Raw genomic sequence first — 17849 nt, forward strand, 5'->3', positions numbered from 1 at the left:
ATTTGTCCCATGGTTATTGTTTTTAAGTTTAGGAGACAAAATAAAATCAGACTAAAGACAAACCGTGACGCTTTAAAAAGAATTTCTGCCGTTTTGTGTCAGGAGTTAGTAAGGTATTTACCAAACAAAACAGCACATGCTCTGGCATCGCTCAGGGCATCGTGATGGTTCAGCTTGATATTATATTCTCTGCACAAATTGGCCAAATTGGATTTGTAGATTTTATAGGTACATCGTTTTTGATAGACAGGCGCCTGCAATCCATAGTATTCCAGGGTCTTTTCAAGCACAGGAAAGTCAAATCCGAAACCGTTATGTGCCACTACTACTTGGTCTTTAATATAGGGTGCAATCATGGGCCAAACTTTATCAAAAGTGGGGGCATTTACTGTATCAACAGCAGAAATACCGTGAATGTTAGTAAAGTTATACCAATAGTAATTATCGGGCGGTTGGACTAAAATGTTTATTTCTTCTGTAATGATGCCGTCAACTACTCTCACAATACCTACTTGACAAATGCTCCAGCGGTATCCTTGAGCGGTTTCAAAATCAATAGCGGTAAAGGTGCTCATATTATTGGTATAAGACGGCCGTATTCAGGATGCGCTGTTTCACGGTTTGTTTGAGTGACTCGGGAGAAACGACCATTACTTCCTCGCCATACTTTAGGATTTCCATCACAAAATCATTGGTGGGATGCATAAAATAAGCAAATTCACAGTGTTCTTCATTTTCTGAAATAAGTTCCTGTGAAGCGTGCAGCGGCAATGATGTAATATATTTTGCTTGAAAAGCGGTAAACTGCAACACTATCTTTTGAGCCGGTTCGTATGTTTCTACCCCAAAAGCATGTTGGTAGTATTTACTAACATCAAACGGGATTGCCGTAAACTTTTTGTCAGTGATTTTTAAAGTCAGAATGCGGTCTAAGGCAAAATTGCGTATTTCTTTTTTGGTCACATCATAACATATCAGATACCAACGGTTTTGCGATTCTTTGATGGCAACAGTGTGCACTGTTCGTAGTTCCTGTTCTTCTTTCCAGTAGCTTTGGTGGGTAAAAGAAATCTCAAAGCGATTCTCAATGGCATAGAGCAGGCCATGAAGATGTTCTGTCCCCTGATTTTTTCGTTGCTCTAAGTATAGCCTTTGGGAGACTTTCTCTGAATAATTAAGTGCGCTGATAATTTCATAGGATTCTATAATACGTTCAATGGGTTTCTCGGTTATTGATTCAACTATTTCATAAACACCTTCTCTGCGGTTGTATTGAATGTCGATTTCAAATAAGGACCGAATTTCATTCAAATCCCGTTGCAAGGTGCGCTGACTCATCTCCAACTTGTCCCCGGTTATTTGCTGTTGTCTTTGCAAATAATCCTGAAGCTCTTCAAAAGTAGCCGCTCTTGATTTTAATCGGTTGATGATAAGTATGTAACGCTGTATAAAGTCTCTTTTGGCCATATCATTTTTATTTATTCAAATGTAAGGCAGTAGAACGACAAAAAGTGTCGTTAAAAAATGTTTTAATAATTACTTATTCAAATTCATTTTCTTTATACCTACTGTCATAAGTATCGTAATCATATTTTGAGTCTGAATTAGTATTGCTATTTTGGATAGCATTATTTTCATCGATAACGATTGATAATCCTACTTTTCGTCCGGCAAAGAAAACGCCACTGAGTATTTTAAAAATGCAATTTCTAAAAGTAATTCCGGCAACAATAAACTTTTCTTGGCTGCCTTTTGTTTCTTGAAACATGACACGATACATTTCTTTTACAACAGGTATAAATGTGTTTACATCATTTAAAATGCTGTGAGGAAGGGAGTCCGGAATTTTACTTTGCATACAATCATCAAAGTTATAACTAATCCTTTCTAAAGGAGTGTTACAAATGTGCGAAAGCGCAAATTCAACTCCTTTACCATAAACATAAACCGTAGCACGTGCAAACAACGTTTCATTGCTCACATATTGTTCTAAGGTAGCAAACTCAAATAAATCATCTATTACCCGATTGAGAAAATCTTCAATAATCTCTTCATCAAAAGGAATCTCCTTTTTTTCCGGTAAATCAAGTAAACCATTTTCTTTGGCAACGGTTAAGCCCTTTATTGCAATAGTGTCCAGTAAATTCATATATAACTTTTAAACGTATTGATGCCCTTCCCAGTCAATAGGACTGACAGGTAATTTAGTTAATTTATTTTTTAAGTTCTTCCCAATTTTGAAATAAGTATCATTCGAATGTTATTTCATCGATTTCACTTTACGGTTTTAGCGGTGACGTTTTGCTGGTTGTTGCTTTTTATATAATGGTTACGCTTAAATAATTTTCTAAATATTCTATCATTTCGTCTTGATGTTGTTTTGCTATTGTATCATTCCATTTATCATTTGCATATATTAGTTCCATTTTTAAACTGTCTAATTTGACTCTATTGTTATTAACAAATCGCTGTCTTTTTTCATTGAAAGGCAAATTACTATATTCTGAATTAATACTTCGGGAAACCAATGATAAATTGCCAAAATGATTAAGCATACCCTCTGAAACCGTATTGGTGTCAGTTGTTTTTTGTGTTTGCGGCGAAATATGTTCAACCGAATTTTTAGCAGTAAACTTAAAATTTTTCCATCTTTCATCTTTTGTGTCTTTCAAAGTATTCCACAAAACAAATTCCAGTTTGTAAAACCAATAATGAGGAAAACTTGTTCCATGTGGTTCTTTTAGTAATGATGTGTCAAAGATTGTGGTATAATTATATTGATCTAAAAAATTACGAGTTCGAACTATTAAACTCCCGGTTTCGGAGGAACACAACAAATTATTATCTAAATGTTTCAAATAGCTGTAACTGTTTTGCCCTTTGTTATCAACCAAATATTTAAGATATGGGGTTAACCAGTAATGCGTTGTTATTTGTTGCGAATGATACAAAAGGCTTTGCAATAACGCTTCGCCTTCATTAGCATCCGGTTGTCTTCTTCGTAGATAGTAATTTCCTTTACTGTCATACTTTTCTAATTTACAAATCAAGTGTGTTTCCCCATCTTCTAATCGAACCCATTTGATAATGTGTTTATCAAAAACATATCGTACTTGCCATAGTAATTCAATAAACGAGGTGATATCTGCCTTTAATTGTTCTTGACTTTTATCTTTAGTCAAAAAATATTGTTCAAAAATAGTCAGTAATTCTTTGTCTAAAATCTTAGGAATATCGGGCTGCTTATTGTTTACTAAAAATATTCTAAGCGTATGTTGCAGCAACATAGGAAACGAAATGATACTTCTTATATCATCAGCCTTGTAGGTTTCATCGGGGATATCTTTTTCAGTTTCAACGTCAAAATTATTTTCCGCTAAAATATTCTCTAAGCTCAAGGGTTTGAAATTATTAAACTGATTTTGAGCGATATTTGTTAATATATTTGAGGCAATACTTAATTTTTCAACTCCGGTTTTTGCGGCTTCATTTTCAAACAAGTCTTGTATTCGTACTTTGGCTATATCTTTTATGTTTTTTTCAACATAGCTTTCCATGTGGGAGCAGGCATCCCAAAGGTAACTGTACTTTAATCTGTCATCTGGATGTAGCTTATTTAATAATTGTGCTTTAAGAATTTCGTGATGCTGTAACTGAATACCTCTGTTATTAATGATTTCGAATAATTTGTTTAAATCTGTTGCTTTGGGGACTTCAGTAAAAATCAATTGTACTTTTTCATAAATGAATTGCGCAATTTTACTGCTTTTATCAATTTCCTTTGTCTCTAATTCCTTTTTAAAAGTATCAATATATGCCAATGCATTTTCTATATTGGTATTGGCTTTACCATCGGTAATTCCTAGAATATAATGCTTGAAGTATTGATATATATCATCCCGAATGGCAAAATGGACTCTATGTCTGTTTTTCTTATCTTCCTCTCTTTCAATAAAGGGTGTTAAACTATTCTGTAAGACAAGACTAATCATCCAAAGCGTGGTGAAGCGTTGTTGACCGTCTATTAAATCATAGACAACTCCATCTATGATTTGTTCGTTTTCTACTACTAATACACCTCCTAAAAAGAAAATATTTTTATTGGTATCAAAAGCTGATTCAATATCTTCTAACAATGTCTTTATTTGGTCTTCTTCCCAAACATACAACCGCTGATAAATAGGGATATTGAAAAAATAGTTATTATTTACAACATCTTGCAATGTTATTTTGGCAGAATGTATGCTCATTGTAATTTGCTGTTTAAAAATGTATTTGTAATCCAATTAGATTTACCTGTAAAATTTTGTTTACTGTAATACTTAAACAAATTACTCTTATAATCACCTCTTACGCCATTATCCGGCAAATCGGTTCTGGCGTATATTTTTTCAATTTCCAGATTTAAACTCACATATTTTAATTCGCGCATAAAACAAATGACTTCTTCAGGGCGAAATGACTGACTGATTACGTCAAAAATATTATTATCGGTTTCTTTTAAAAATTTAATGGATGCTTCCTTAAATATATAATATTTTTCTAATCGTAATGCGCCTAAAATGTGATCGAACCAAAGCGTAAACTCTAACAATCGGTTGCTCCCAAATTTATCAAAGTACATGACTATGGCTAGTAAGTGTAATTCCTTTAGATAAAGTGAAATATGTTGTAAAACTTGGTTGTAAAAGGTTCTTACAGCTTTTATTTCAGAATTTATACCTGTTTGGTCAAAGAAAATAATTTTGACTAAATCTGCATATTTTTCAGCAAAAAGGAAAAAACCTAATCCTTCGCTTATGGGTTGTCTCAAAGTAAATGGTAAGAAGGCACTAGTGTTACTTATTTCTAAGGCGGCAGGATAGAGTGTAAACTGTTGTTGTGATTGTAGTTGCAATGCCGTTGCTAAGGTATTATTGGTATTGGGATACAATGGGATTGTGTCAGGCTGCAACTGTTTGATGGATTTTTTTTGAAATTCATTTAAAATGTCTTCATCTTTTTCCCTGTAAATTACTTTTTGTCCATTCCAGCATCGACTACGCCACAAAAACTGATGGAAAAGTTCTGCTGTGAAATCTTTTTTTTGGACAAACAATGTTTTGCTCCCCTGTATTTTCTCCCAACGTAAAGCGCAATTAGTTTGAATGTTTAAATATTCGGCATTTCCAATAGCTCGCAGATGATATGCTTTTAATAAATCAGTAGGGTTTAATTTTACTCCTCTATTATTTTGTGTGTCAAAAAAAGTAAATGCTAAATCCTCTGATAAGGTTATAATAAAAGTAAATTGCAAATTGCTGAATAAAAAATCAGCTTTATCTTTCCAATCGGCTTTAATTTCATCAAATATGGCTTTGGCATTTATAATATTTTTAGCAGAAATAGGGGAGTGGTATTCCAAAGCCATTTTACCATTGTTTAATAACCCCTCATTTAATACATAGTATAAAGTACAAATTGTGGTAAGCCGCTGTTGTCCATCAATAATAAACAATTTCTGTTTGATATCATTTTGATGTAACAGTATGTTTCCCATGTAATACTGCAATCCATCAGGATTCTTAAGGTATTCCTCTAGATCATTAATAAGTTCCTGAATTTTAGATTTATTCCAAACATAGGGTCTTTGGTAGCTATCTATACCTACTGGATAAATAGCCTTAGACGTGAAGAATTCCTTGAAACTATATACTTGAACCTCTACGTTTTGTAGGTTATTGTTTAAATTCATAAAAATCTTTTTCTATTGAGATAATTGACAATGTTTTTTAAATATCTCAGTGGCTAAAGCAATAGCTTCCTTATTAGTAACCTCTTTATTATCCCCAATTTTAGCTTCGTTGTTAAATAATTTTGCCCCGACTTTCTTAAAATTAGTAATCAATGCCAATTCGACTTCTTCAACAAAGATTCTTTTTGCTTTATGATTAGCACTGTCAAAATCAGAAATGGCATAGTAGTGTGCCTTTATTGTAACGGTACCGCTTTGTATGGCTTCTTCAACGCAAATTCTTGTATTTTTATCAGCAGTACGCTCATCAATCAGATTGTTATCAATCAAACCTTTTACCAGTTGATTATCAGTCCCGCTTTTTATATTGTAAGTATTGAAATGTCCCATAAGTCGATAAAAAGGAGAACGAGCAGCTACATGCTTTCTATCGCCGGTTTGACCAACGTAATAAAAGATTCCCTTTTCTTTGTGTTCTATGGTCAAGATATAAATATAATAACCCGATTTGAACCAATCCGCATTAAAAGATATTTCCATTGGCTTCATTGTTGTCATAGCAATCATTAGTTTAGTTTTTTTCAGACTACAAACTTATCCCTACACAACGCCAAAAGGCGTCGTTATAGATTTATTTTTTTAATCCTTCAGACTTTGACTTTGACATTTTTCATTTCAAAATTAAGATGTGAGAAAGCGGTTCTTTTTATCTCATTTTAAAATGATTGATCAATAGTTAAGTCACAATTTCCTCCACAAGGCACATTTATATTATTTACATATGTAAAAGAAATATTTCCATTAACTGTATCAAGTCTTTCAACCCAACCAGCTGTTACATAAGCATTAATAGCGGCTGTTTTTGGATGTCCATATCTAGTATGCGCATAAGAGTACGCTATATGATATTTGTCAAAAGAGATTGGAACATCGGAATTATTTATTTCAAAGTTAGCACCATGGTGGGTAGCCACTAAACCATCAAACGTATATTCATTTAAAAATGGTATATCTTTAAATGCGGCATCAGCTGGGTGTAAAACATTTGTAATGTGATTATTGTTGCAAGAAACTACTAGCGCTAAACCACTATCATTTTTTGAAAAACCCCTACATTTAATAATATCACCACCCCAAAACGCTAACCTGTCTAATCCAAATTCTGGCCAAACTAAAACATTACTAATCGCAGCTATTTTGTATAAAAATTTCATGTAAGATGAGGTAATATTTTGTTTTGGAACAATCCATGTTTTATCACGAAATTTTTCCCAATCTGGTGTGTAGCTGTATCTTCTCGCTGTTTCCAAATGATCCCAATCCCAATGCGAGAGTATTATGGTATTAGCAACCGTAAAACATAATCTTTTAGTTACTGGATAGGTATGTTTAAAAAACCTCCATCCCCCTCCCATATCGTAATATATCAATGGGATATTATCATCAGTTGCTATTGAGCATAAACTGCCTTGCCCAACATTGTATACATTTAGTTTATGAAATTTAGATTGTTGACTGTCAGAATTAATCAATGCTTTTGACAATTGTTCTTCATTTGTAAATTCAAATGACTTCCAAGAAAAGAAAGTATCTAATTGCAAAGCTGTAGGGTTATTTGTTCTCAATGAGCTTATTGAACTGATGTAGCGAACAATACCTTCACTATTACCGTTATTGTCAACGTATTGGGTAACTTTTAAATCTGTTTTTTGGTCTGTTATAGTAATTAAAAACCATCGGCTTAAAATTCCTATTTTTTGCAAATTAAAAAACCTTTTATGGATTTCACCTTTGAATTCACCCTCAAAAAAATAAGGGGTTATTTTTTCATAAACTTGGCGTATATCTTGAGTCTGAAATTCTTGAAACCATTTATACTCAACTCCGTCTAAAAGAAATTCATTTAAACCATTTTCATCAGTTTCTATTTCATCTATCCCTACAAGAAATTTTTCATCTGTTATGATTTGTTTTTCTGTAAAATTTAAAGTTAGCATATTATTATTTTATTAGTTTATTCCAGCTATTTCCGTTCACCTCTTTTATGTTGCCATATTTATAATCATCAAATGAAAAAAGACTATCAAAATTTTCTCCCTTCTTAATTTCACGATGTATCAAAGTTTTCTGGTTTAACGAAATTATTATAAGTAGAATCGATTTATTAGTATCAATCCAATTGCCGTTATTATCTAAAAATGATTTGTACAATTTATCAAAAACACCGGTCTTTCCTTCATTACAAAGCGTATCTCGTCTTGTATTTTTTAGCAAATGGATGAAAGCTCCATTTTCTTCTTCACATATTAATTTTTCAATATCCTTCGCTGTACTTCCTATGGCTCTATTCCCATATTTAAACTCAATATTTAGCCTTCTTTTAAAATCATTACCAACTTTCTCAAACACACACATATCATGCAAAGCCGATTGTTTTTTGGCTTCTACTGATTCGTTGGTATCTCTAAACCTATATTTTTTAATTGTAGGCGTTTCAATGGAATAAAATAAACTAGAATAAGCTAATTTAAACTCCTCGATAAAAAGCTGTCTTAATTCCTGCTCTGAGATTCTATCTTTTGGCCTTTTACCATTACCTTGAATCTTTTTTGGAAAAATAAGCTGTTCTTCAGAATCACCACCATGAAGCTCATATTTCATATCGTTTAGGCGTTCCAAAACCTTTTTACTTATTCCAACTATTTCTAACATAATTTCTAAATTATACCCAGTTCTTTCAATATATCCTTCTTCATCTTACTTAAAGGTCTCCTGTCAAATTTTGCCTCATCTATATGTACTCCAAACGCCAATCTGTAAATTTCTTCTTCAGAAATATGATTGAGTAATATCTTCTTTTTTACCATTTCGAGATAGTCTACAGAATAAACATCGCGAATTTGTCTTAAATCAACTATCTCGTCTTCATGCATTTTATAGATATCCTCCAATTTAAACGCTTTGGTAGATTTCTCAGAAAAAGTATTATCAGGAACAATTTTAAATTTAAATGAAGAGTAATCTTTGTAATCAAAACTGAATCTGTAAGATAAAATTTCAGCGGGATTTACAGATTTATGATAGGGATGGAAATGGGTATTCAATGAGAATGGGTCATTACTTTTCCCCATATTGCAAATGTTACAACTTGGAACTAGATTATAAAACGATAACGCCAGTAAAGGATATTTACTTTTTGGAAACCAATGGTCAAAGGTTGGCCGTGTAATTTTGGTAGGATTAGTAACTGTTTTTGTATAAATGCGGTTACAATACGGACAGGTGGGTATATCTAGATTCTTAGCTAAATCATAAGCGTTATAAAAATGATACGTACTTTTTGGATTGTAGTCAATCCACATCTCATAATCAAATAACCTTTTTATTGAATCAATTTCTTTTTTGGTTGTAAATCTTGATTTGATTGAATCCAATTCTTCCGGAGTGCCCACTAATACTTTCCTTAAGTTTTTTTCAACATTCAGAAATCGTTTCACTTCACTATGAATTCCACTTACAATATGAATGGATTTAATGTTAGGATTGGGTTTAGGTTCAGTAAAGTATTTACCATTAAGTTTTTTCTTGATGACATACCTCATGTACTCATAATGAATATTTTGAGCATCAATGATTTTTTGCTGAGTTATGTCTATGTAATGCATTTTAATTTAAATCTTGTCTTTTCTTGATTAAATACGCTATTTCGTCATCATACATTTTTTTCTGGAAATCATTATTTCCTTCAACTTCAGCAATCATCTCTGATAACTTCAATTTGATTATTTTTTCATCAATAATAGAAACTATCTTTTTATGATGTTCAAGTTCATTTTGGAAGTTTTTATCCCTTTTTGACGTATTCTTCTGTTTATCAATCCATTTTATGGTTTCCTCAATTTTTTGTTTAGCAAAGTCTCCAATTAGACCATCTTTAATGAAGAACGAGTCTGAGAGTAAATTTGTAATATTTGCAGCAAATGATTTTCCCGGTCGTTGAGGGTTTCCATAATCTAAAACTTCAGTTTCTAATGTCTCTAAATTTTTTGAGATATAAACAATATTTTTATTTGGTAAGTCCGAAAGCGTCAAGGGGTCATGTGTTGAAAAAATAATTTGTATATCTGGAGTACTATCTAGTTGCTCAAAAAAATAAGGAAGCGTTAAAGCAAGCGTATTAACAAACTTTTTTTTCCAAACGGGATGAAAACCTAAGTCAGCTTCGTCTAATAAAATAATGTAGGTTTCAGAATTTTTAAAAAAGCGTGAGTCATTTACCAGATTTGTTGTTAGAAAATTGTAAAGCCTCGAAAACAAATTTAAAAGTGCATTCTCTCCTGAACTCAGCTTGCGACTACTGGACATATAATTAATAAACCCTTCTATCTTGTCACTTTTGGCGAGAACTTTTTCAGCGCTTTTTCCTTGAAAAATAGAATAATAATGAAATAGAGTAGTTAAAAATTTTCTTTGCAAAGTCAAGATCTCAATCGCATCCTTACCCTCAATCACCATCATTTGATTTTCAACATTTTCTTCTTTATCTATTTCATCAATTGCATTATAGAGTTTAGCTAAAAGTAATTTTATTGTTGGCTCATCGAATGCCTTCAATTTTTGATCTCCAAACTGAATAAAGCTGTTATTAATAAATAATAAAAATGAATCATAAGCTTCCAAACGGTAGCTTTCTCTCTCAAAACTTTCATATTCTAAAACTCCTTCAGATAAATAGCTGTTCGCTTTTTCCATCTGTCTCTCCAAGACAGAAATAAGATCTCGAATAATATATCTTTTCAGTATGTATTTGTTAATTTCTATTTGATTTGAAACTCTTCCTGGACTTTTAAACACTCTTATTGTATACCAATCATCAAGTTCTTTTTTTAATTTCGCTTTTAAAATTTTCAGACCTGGCCTAAAAGCAGAAGGTGTATTCCATTCGCGCTCTTCTTTATAGCCTCTAATAACTAATCTCGCTTCACCAAATTCCGGGAAATCGAATAGCTCTTTAAAAATCCCTTCTTTTTTCACTAAATCAGAATTTGAAAAAAGAAGCTGCCTTATTGAGTTTTTAAATAAAAGTTCCTGACTTGGTGAGTAATTCCAGCCTGACTGATTCGGCTTTTTATTTTCCAAGTCATCAAGATCCTCTTCCAATAACTTATCAAAAGAAATGTCATAATTATCAATATTATCAAAATTGGGATTGTATTTAAAATCAAAATGAGGGGAGTAATAAATAGTTTGACAAATACTGTTTGATCTTTTTGCTTCGATTATTAAATCATCCTGTAGCGATACAAAAGAAATATTACCTCTTCCTACATCATAAATGTTACTGGCTACTTTAAGTTCGCTTTCGTTTTCAGTTTCAAAAAAAAGAAATGTATTATTTATTGGTAAAGCAAATGGGTTATCTATGAAAATACTTCGAATTGAGTCAAAAACTGATGATTTTCCTGCTCCATTTTCTCCAACGACAGCATTAATATTAAGCAATCTTGACTTTAGGTTAGTTTGATCAAAAAAGTTCTCTATATAGTTTTCATTTAATTTTTTGGTAATGAAAACTTCACTGCCAGCTTTGGCAAATTTATAGTCATATCTTCCTCCCAAATTTATCACCAAAGGTTGTTGTGATAAATACTCATGCGTGTCAATATAGATAGCCGCCAATCTCATCTCTATCCTTTTTTATAATCCTCCCCACTCTCCGCAACCATCCCCAACTCGTCATCCTGAGCTTGTCGAAGGGCATCCCCAACCGTAACCTGACCATTCATCAACATAGGCAATAACAGATGATGATTAGATTTTTTTTATTCATCATCATTTAAAATTAACTTTCCTAATGATTTTCCATCTTTGTTTTTCCAATACAACATTCCATTAGATGATGTTCCTAATATCATATTACTTGCTTCGGAAGGGGATTTACTAATATAATTTTCAGTAAAAATATAATTTTGACCATTGTCTTTAATAATGCCATTTTGAATTAAATATTCTCTTTTCTCAATCATTGATTTTGGAAAAGATGCACTTATTTCTTTTTTTAATTCAGACCCTTCCAAAATTTCTATTTTTCCTTCAAAATAATTTCCTTCTGCTGCTAGCTTTAATGTTTTAATATAGAGCCTTAACATATATAATATTTTAATTATTTACTTTAACCTGCCCATTCATCAACATAGGCAACAACCAATCGCGCAATGAGGCGAGGTGTTGGTTTTCTTTTAAGTTTTTTTCTTTTTTGATTTGAATTGGTGTCATAAAATCAAAGAATTTCTCAGCCAATTCATCACTTGGAATTACAGTTTTGTGAGTAGAGACAAATGATTCAAACAATAAATTTTTAATACCACTGGTTTTGCCTTCATAGCCAAACAAAACACCGGCATCGTAGATGCTATTCCATTGGTAAACTAAATTGTAGAAATAATGTTTGTTTTTTAAGGTAACGGCTTTACAAAAGTTAGAACATATGATAGGTGCATCAAACCGGTCTAATGTTTCATTGGTTATATAGGCTAATCTTCCTGTAGATTGAGTAGGACTTCCACCGGAAATTTCCACAATCAAATCGTAAGGGTCTAATGTTTTATGCAAATTCTTTTCTAAAATATAACGCTCCGGTGTTTTAAGTTCTCCTTTGCCATTTAACCCATTAATATCTGCACCTCTCATGCAAAATACTCTTTGAGTATAGTTTCCTTCTTCTTGCTCTTTTCCCCAATCACCACTTTTATCGTTGTTTATCAATGAGGACAAAGTATCAACGTCCCACCCCTCAGGAATCTCCCTTTTCAATTCTTCATTCCAAACCATTTTACCACCGCTACTTTTATACGGTTTTCCATTAACATCGGGAAAATCAAACTGCACAAACCAGTAGTCATAAATGGTTTTAGCCATCGCCTCTAACTCTGCATTGATTTTGTTGTTGAGTTTTATTTTGGCATCGAGGTCGGAAAGGACTTTGGCGATTTTATCTTGAATTTTTCTATCTGGTAAATATGTTTTTACTTCATTTAATAAATCATAGGAAATAAATGGCTGAGTACTTCCTCTTAATTTATTTTGAAGATTTGAGTTCAATAGTGCGTAGTAGCCAAATTGACGATTTATATTTTGTCTGATTTTACAAATAACACCATTATAGGTTACATAATGTTTGCCCATTGCCCAATTTACTATCCCAGCATATGCGCCAATGTGCCCGATGACTGGAGCATCTTCACTATTAAACTTATTTGTATAACCAACTATTCCATTACTGCCATAAATGGGATAATCCCCACCGATATTCTCTATAGTATTGCCTGTACCGTATTGAAAATCGTAAAGCTCACTTAAATAAGCATTTCTGTATTCAATAGTCATATTTCAAACCTTTCAAATTACTCTTAATCTCTATTTCTAATAATTTACTTTCCGAAAACAAGCTTTCCAAATTACTTTCAAAACTTTTTATTTTATCAGCAAACTCTTCAGGCGTAATATCCACATAATCAATTTTTACCTCAAAATACTGCCCCGCTGAGAAGGAGTAGTTTTTATCGATGACTTGTTGTTTGGTCACTACTACGCTCAAATCTTCCACCGCTGTTTTGTTGTTAAAAGTTTTAATGATATGTGCTTCTTCCTCAGCGGTCAAAACTGTGCGTTGGTTTTTACCTTCTTTTACGGTTTGCCCAAGTTTGCCGGCATCCATCAATACGATATGTTCACTATCGGCTTGCTTGTCTAAAAATAAAATGGACACGTTAGTACCGGTACTGGCAAATATATTGCTCGGCATACTCACCACGCCACGCAACCAGCCTTTGGTAATCAGGCGTTCGCGTATTTTCTTTTCAATACCGCTTTGCGCCGTGATAAAACCGGTAGGGACTACGATAGCCGCCTTACCCGTGTTGCTCAAACTGTACATGATGTGTTGGATAAACATCAGGTAAATCGCCATCGATTCTTTTTTGGCTTTCGGCACATTTGGGATACCCGCAAAAAAGCGTTCTTTAAAGGTGTCTTTTTCTAAATCGGTTCTAAAGTCCGAAAAGTCCAGTTTAAACGGTGGGTTCGATACGATAAAATCAAACTTGGTATCGAGATAATACGGGTCTTTAATCGTGTTGGTTTTGATGATGTTCGGGATGCTGTGCGTCAGGTTGTTCAATACCAGGTTCAAACGCAGCATGTTGCTGGACTTTTGGGAGATATCCTCCGAGTAAATCGTACAGCGGTCTTCTCCAATTTCGTGAGCCAAGCTCATCAACAAGGTTCCAGAGCCCGCACTGGGGTCGTAGCATTTCACCCCTTTAACCGGTTCGGGTACCATAATACTCGCCATGATACGCGCTACGGCATGAGGCGTATAGTATTCGGCATATTTCCCTCCGGAGTCGGAGTTATAGTCTTTAATAAGGTATTCAAATATGGTGGCAAAGAAATCGTATTTCTGATGAAACATTTCTTCAAACGAAACACCTATCATTTTGTTTATCAAGGCCACACAAAAACTATCACGTTGCGATTGGTCTTTGATGTATTGGCTCAATCGGTCAAACAAGGTGTCTTTAGCACCTGAGTACGACTTTACCGAGAAGATATCGGCATTGTCCATCCCAATTTCGGTCAAGGTATCGTCAAACAACTTGCTAAAGTCGCCTTCAGTTTGTCGGTTATATAAATTCTCTAATAAGTGATGCGTTTTCAATCGTGGCGCATTCGGGTCTAAGGAAGCCAACAAAAACAGATAATTTTCCTCGTCCATAGCTTCTAAGTGCTTTCTAAACGCTTCCGGTTCGGCTTTGGCCAATTCAGGCACTTGCTTTTTTACTTCATACCGAAATTTATCATTCAGGGTTTTATACAAAAAGCATTGGGTAATAATGTCAAATTCGCTGGCGGAATTGCCCAGCCCGAAATTGGCACACACACTTTTTAAATTGTCAATGAGTGTTTTGGTTTTTGTAATAAAACTAATATCTTGTGTCATGGGGTATTAACTGGCTTTATAAAGTTGTAAATATTCTTTCGCAATCAAATGATTGATGCTTTGGGTCGATTCAAAATTCAGGTCGATGTTTTCTTTTTTCTTAAACTCCTGCACCACCAATTGCATGAGGTATTTGGTAAAGAAGGCTTCGTTTTTCAAGAGGTCTTCCTGACCTTCGAGTTTTTTATCTACCTCGTATTTCACCTGCATCAAGGCACGGTGTAATTGGCTTTCTTTGGCATTCAGGCTGCCTTTTTCTTGCAAGCGTTTGTGTATGCGAGAGTATTTTTCATCGTTTTCATATTTCGCTTTCAGCAGCGCATTTTTACGGTTGAGCTCTTTGGCTTCGTCGTATATCTTGCGCAACAAGTGCATATTTTCCACCATATCGGCTTGGTTGGTTTCCGATAGGTTTTTCTTTTTAAAGATGCGTTCCAGTTCCTCGCGCAACGAAACAAAGTGCGGGTCCAACTGGTCAAAGTTTTGCTGCAGGGCTTCCCGGGTTTTACGCAATTGGTCTTTCAGTTCATCGGCCAGTTGCAGTTCTTCTTCGCCCACTTTAATAAACTGGAAAACGATATCCTCTAAGGCCGTGTTGAGCAAGTTTTGCGTGGCTTCTTCGTTGCCGATGCTTTCCACAAAATTCAGGTTATCCAATCGGTTTTGTGCCTCAATCAGTAAACGGTTCAGTACGTCAAAATCTACCAATTCTCCCAAGCCTTCATAACCGTTAACGGCAATTAGGTTTTTCAATTCTTTGGCAGTGCGTAAAGCTTTGACCAAGGTAGTCAATTCCTTTTTATCGGTAAGCTGGGCAATTTGTTGCGAAAAAATTTCGCGGTTTTCGGTATTGTAATGGAAAAGCGTTTCTTTAATGTTATCCAACTCTTCACGTATCTCAGCTTCCGATTTGAAGAGGTGCGAATACATTTCCATTTCGTCGCCCAACTCGTCCTGTAATTCTTTAAAATACAACTGATTGGTACGGTCAAACGCTCTGGAAATGTCGGCAAAGTCTACCACGTAGCCGTATTGGTAATGCTTGTATGGTCGGTTAACACGGGTTAAGGTTTGCAATAAATTATGATCCTGTATCACACGGGCGAGGTAAAGCTTTTTTAGACGCTTGGCATCAAAACCGGTTAGGAGCATATTATACACAAACAAGAGGTCAATTTTCCCCGATTTGTAGGCTTTGATGAGTTCCTTACGTATGGTTTTATCATTTTCGTCATGCAGAATTAAGGCAGCGGTCAATCCTTCTTTTTTGGTTTTGCCATAAGGAGTAGAAGGCTCGGCAGCCATAGGGAGTTTTTCAGCATCGGTTTCTTGTTTCCCAAACTGCTCTTCAAACAGTTGAAATAACATTTTAGCTTGTTTAGAGGAATCACACACCACCATACCGCCAAGACTTTGGTCCTGATTCACGGTTCTGAAATCCCGTAAATCTTTCGTAATATAGTTTAACAATCCTTGGGCAAAGCGACGGTCGGCATATACATCTGACGCTTTGATATCGCCTTGCAATACCTTGATTTGTTCCATTACGTCTTTCATCTCCATCTTGAAGTTACCTTCAATTTCTTCACGAATTAGGCGTAACGTATAGCCATCAGCAATAGAACGGTTGTAATAATACTTGTGTATATAGTTGCCAAATAATAATTTAGAATCGTATTCTTTGGCCACCTCGCGCAATAAAGGCGTCCCGGTTAAGGCAATAATCACCGCATTTTTGTCCGAATTGATAAGGTTCGCCAAGTAATTCCCTTTCGGATTGTAACTGCGATGCGCTTCGTCCAGGATATAAATGCGTTGGGTGTTAATATCGTAATCGGGGATTTTAACCGCCGTAGCATCTTCACTGAACTTTTGAATGTTTACCACCGTAATTTCCGCTTGGCCGCTGTCGTTGTGAATAGCGCCCACCACTTGCAAATCTTTAACAAAATCCTGTTTCGATTGCACTTGTTTTACTTTCAATCCTCTATTGGTAAACTCTGCTGTCGATTGGATCAACAAGTCCAAACGGTCTACAATGAAGTAAAACTTTGGTATTATATTCTTTTTTTGATAGTAGTCCGTCAGGTGCTTTACGTTAAAGTAGGTTAGGGCTGTTTTACCCGAACCCTGCGTATGCCAAATGATGCCTTTATGCCTACCTTCATCCAGTTTGGCGGCTATGGCTTTGGTGGCAAACAACTGCGGATAGCGCATGATGTGTTTTTGCAAACCACTTTCCTCTTCCACATAGGCAATTGCATATTTCAATACAAATCGCAAACGCTCTCTGCTGAATAATGAAGTTAGGATTCTGTGCGTAGGGGTTTGTTCGCTTTTATTGGAAAGAAACTCCGGACTGTGTTTGATAACCAAAAGATTGTTGTCTTTCAGAATGGCATTTTCGTCAGTTTCACTTAGCTGCAATAACTTTTGAGTCACCGGATAGTCTTCGTCTTCTCTAAAATAATTGAATTGTAAATCAGAGTAAGCAGCGGTAGCATAAAACGCTCCGAATACCGGTTCCACAACACCATCTTCATATTCCATATTATTGGAAAAAACCATCAGCTGAGTAATGTTGGCAAAGCGTCTGAAATGTTTGTTTTTAAAACGTGTATTAATTCGTTTACGCTCCGCCAAAACTCCTTCTTTGTTATGTGGTTTTTTCACCTCTACAAAAGCCAACGGCATGCCGTTGATAATGATGGTGATATCAGGACGAAACTCTTCATCACCGTTTTTACAAGTGAGCTCTGTAGTGACGTGAAAAGAGTTTTTTTCAAAATTAACAAAGTCTATGAGTTTGATTCCCGAGGTTGCCGTCAGCCCTTTATAAAACTCTCGACCCAAATCGTCATAATCCAACTTCAAACTGATTTCATTAAAAAGCATTTCCGCTTCACCCATCTCCAATCCGGGATTGATACGACAGATACTTTCTAAAAAAATAGGTTTGAATAAATTAGTGGCTTCCTCACGTTCTTGTGCTGCTAAGGGAATATAAGCATATCCTAAACGCAGTAAGTGCAAGATAGCCGGTATTTTAACTCTCGAGTCTTCGTTGAAAATCATTGTTGGACGGTTAGGTATCAAACATACTGAATTTCCCAC

General features: G+C 34.6%; 14 protein-coding genes. All 14 read right to left on the minus strand.

What is annotated here, in order from left to right; all coding sequences use genetic code 11:
* Positions 1-98: 98 nt before the first annotated feature.
* The gene (locus tag SK086_RS11560; protein WP_324691815.1) at positions 99-575 is read right to left on the minus strand and encodes a 3'-5' exonuclease; all 477 of its coding nucleotides are present in this window, start codon (positions 573-575) and stop codon (positions 99-101) included.
* A gap of 1 nt (position 576) precedes the next feature.
* A complete protein-coding gene (locus SK086_RS11565; protein WP_324691816.1) occupies positions 577-1467 on the minus strand; it encodes a helix-turn-helix transcriptional regulator in 891 nt (296 codons plus the stop codon).
* A 73-nt stretch (positions 1468-1540) separates the two neighbouring features.
* A complete protein-coding gene (locus SK086_RS11570; RefSeq protein ID WP_324691818.1) occupies positions 1541-2149 on the minus strand; it encodes a hypothetical protein in 609 nt (202 codons plus the stop codon).
* A 169-nt stretch (positions 2150-2318) separates the two neighbouring features.
* Positions 2319-4250, minus strand: a complete 1932-nt coding sequence (locus tag SK086_RS11575; RefSeq protein ID WP_324691819.1) for a DUF262 domain-containing protein — start codon at positions 4248-4250, stop codon at positions 2319-2321.
* Positions 4247-5734 carry a DUF262 domain-containing protein gene (locus tag SK086_RS11580; protein ID WP_324691821.1) on the minus strand — a complete coding sequence of 496 codons (1488 nt, stop codon included), beginning with the start codon at positions 5732-5734 and terminating at the stop codon, positions 4247-4249. Before SK086_RS11580 ends, SK086_RS11575 begins: the two co-directional genes overlap by 4 nt.
* A gap of 12 nt (positions 5735-5746) precedes the next feature.
* A complete protein-coding gene (locus SK086_RS11585) occupies positions 5747-6301 on the minus strand; it encodes a hypothetical protein (RefSeq protein WP_324691823.1) in 555 nt (184 codons plus the stop codon).
* 149 nt (positions 6302-6450) lie between these two features.
* Entirely contained in the window at positions 6451-7731 is a 1281-nt protein-coding gene (locus SK086_RS11590; protein WP_324691825.1) for a hypothetical protein, read from the minus strand.
* 4 nt (positions 7732-7735) lie between these two features.
* Positions 7736-8446, minus strand: coding sequence for a hypothetical protein (locus SK086_RS11595; protein ID WP_324691826.1), 711 nt, complete (start codon positions 8444-8446; stop codon positions 7736-7738).
* A 5-nt stretch (positions 8447-8451) separates the two neighbouring features.
* Positions 8452-9399: an HNH endonuclease gene (locus SK086_RS11600; RefSeq protein ID WP_324691827.1), complete on the minus strand. Its 948-nt coding sequence runs from the start codon at positions 9397-9399 to the stop codon at positions 8452-8454.
* Between the two features lies 1 nt (position 9400).
* Entirely contained in the window at positions 9401-11419 is a 2019-nt protein-coding gene (locus tag SK086_RS11605; RefSeq protein WP_324691828.1) for an AAA family ATPase, read from the minus strand.
* Positions 11420-11556: 137 nt separating this feature from the next.
* Positions 11557-11883: a DUF4357 domain-containing protein gene (locus SK086_RS11610; RefSeq protein WP_324691829.1), complete on the minus strand. Its 327-nt coding sequence runs from the start codon at positions 11881-11883 to the stop codon at positions 11557-11559.
* A 10-nt stretch (positions 11884-11893) separates the two neighbouring features.
* A complete protein-coding gene (locus tag SK086_RS11615; protein ID WP_324691830.1) occupies positions 11894-13120 on the minus strand; it encodes a restriction endonuclease subunit S in 1227 nt (408 codons plus the stop codon).
* The gene (locus SK086_RS11620) at positions 13110-14735 is read right to left on the minus strand and encodes an HsdM family class I SAM-dependent methyltransferase (protein WP_324691831.1); all 1626 of its coding nucleotides are present in this window, start codon (positions 14733-14735) and stop codon (positions 13110-13112) included. The genes SK086_RS11615 and SK086_RS11620 overlap by 11 nt, the downstream gene beginning before the upstream one ends.
* Before the next feature lie 6 nt (positions 14736-14741).
* Positions 14742-17810, minus strand: coding sequence for a type I restriction endonuclease subunit R (locus tag SK086_RS11625; RefSeq protein WP_324691832.1), 3069 nt, complete (start codon positions 17808-17810; stop codon positions 14742-14744).
* Positions 17811-17849 lie beyond the last annotated feature (39 nt).

The sequence above is a fragment of the Flavobacterium cheonhonense genome, from assembly GCF_035671315.1.
Taxonomy (GTDB): domain Bacteria; phylum Bacteroidota; class Bacteroidia; order Flavobacteriales; family Flavobacteriaceae; genus Flavobacterium; species Flavobacterium cheonhonense.

Excerpts from the sequence above, each read along its gene's own strand:
- SK086_RS11560 (WP_324691815.1), bottom strand. The coding sequence starts at position 575 with ATGAGCACCTTTACCGCTATTGATTTTGAAACCGCTCAAGGATACCGC.
- SK086_RS11565 (WP_324691816.1), bottom strand. The coding sequence starts at position 1,467 with ATGGCCAAAAGAGACTTTATACAGCGTTACATACTTATCATCAACCGA.
- SK086_RS11570 (WP_324691818.1), bottom strand. The coding sequence starts at position 2,149 with ATGAATTTACTGGACACTATTGCAATAAAGGGCTTAACCGTTGCCAAA.
- SK086_RS11575 (WP_324691819.1), bottom strand. The coding sequence starts at position 4,250 with ATGAGCATACATTCTGCCAAAATAACATTGCAAGATGTTGTAAATAAT.
- SK086_RS11580 (WP_324691821.1), bottom strand. The coding sequence starts at position 5,734 with ATGAATTTAAACAATAACCTACAAAACGTAGAGGTTCAAGTATATAGT.
- SK086_RS11585 (WP_324691823.1), bottom strand. The coding sequence starts at position 6,301 with ATGATTGCTATGACAACAATGAAGCCAATGGAAATATCTTTTAATGCG.
- SK086_RS11590 (WP_324691825.1), bottom strand. The coding sequence starts at position 7,731 with ATGCTAACTTTAAATTTTACAGAAAAACAAATCATAACAGATGAAAAA.
- SK086_RS11595 (WP_324691826.1), bottom strand. The coding sequence starts at position 8,446 with ATGTTAGAAATAGTTGGAATAAGTAAAAAGGTTTTGGAACGCCTAAAC.
- SK086_RS11600 (WP_324691827.1), bottom strand. The coding sequence starts at position 9,399 with ATGCATTACATAGACATAACTCAGCAAAAAATCATTGATGCTCAAAAT.
- SK086_RS11605 (WP_324691828.1), bottom strand. The coding sequence starts at position 11,419 with ATGAGATTGGCGGCTATCTATATTGACACGCATGAGTATTTATCACAA.
- SK086_RS11610 (WP_324691829.1), bottom strand. The coding sequence starts at position 11,883 with ATGTTAAGGCTCTATATTAAAACATTAAAGCTAGCAGCAGAAGGAAAT.
- SK086_RS11615 (WP_324691830.1), bottom strand. The coding sequence starts at position 13,120 with ATGACTATTGAATACAGAAATGCTTATTTAAGTGAGCTTTACGATTTT.
- SK086_RS11620 (WP_324691831.1), bottom strand. The coding sequence starts at position 14,735 with ATGACACAAGATATTAGTTTTATTACAAAAACCAAAACACTCATTGAC.
- SK086_RS11625 (WP_324691832.1), bottom strand. The coding sequence starts at position 17,810 with ATGATTTTCAACGAAGACTCGAGAGTTAAAATACCGGCTATCTTGCAC.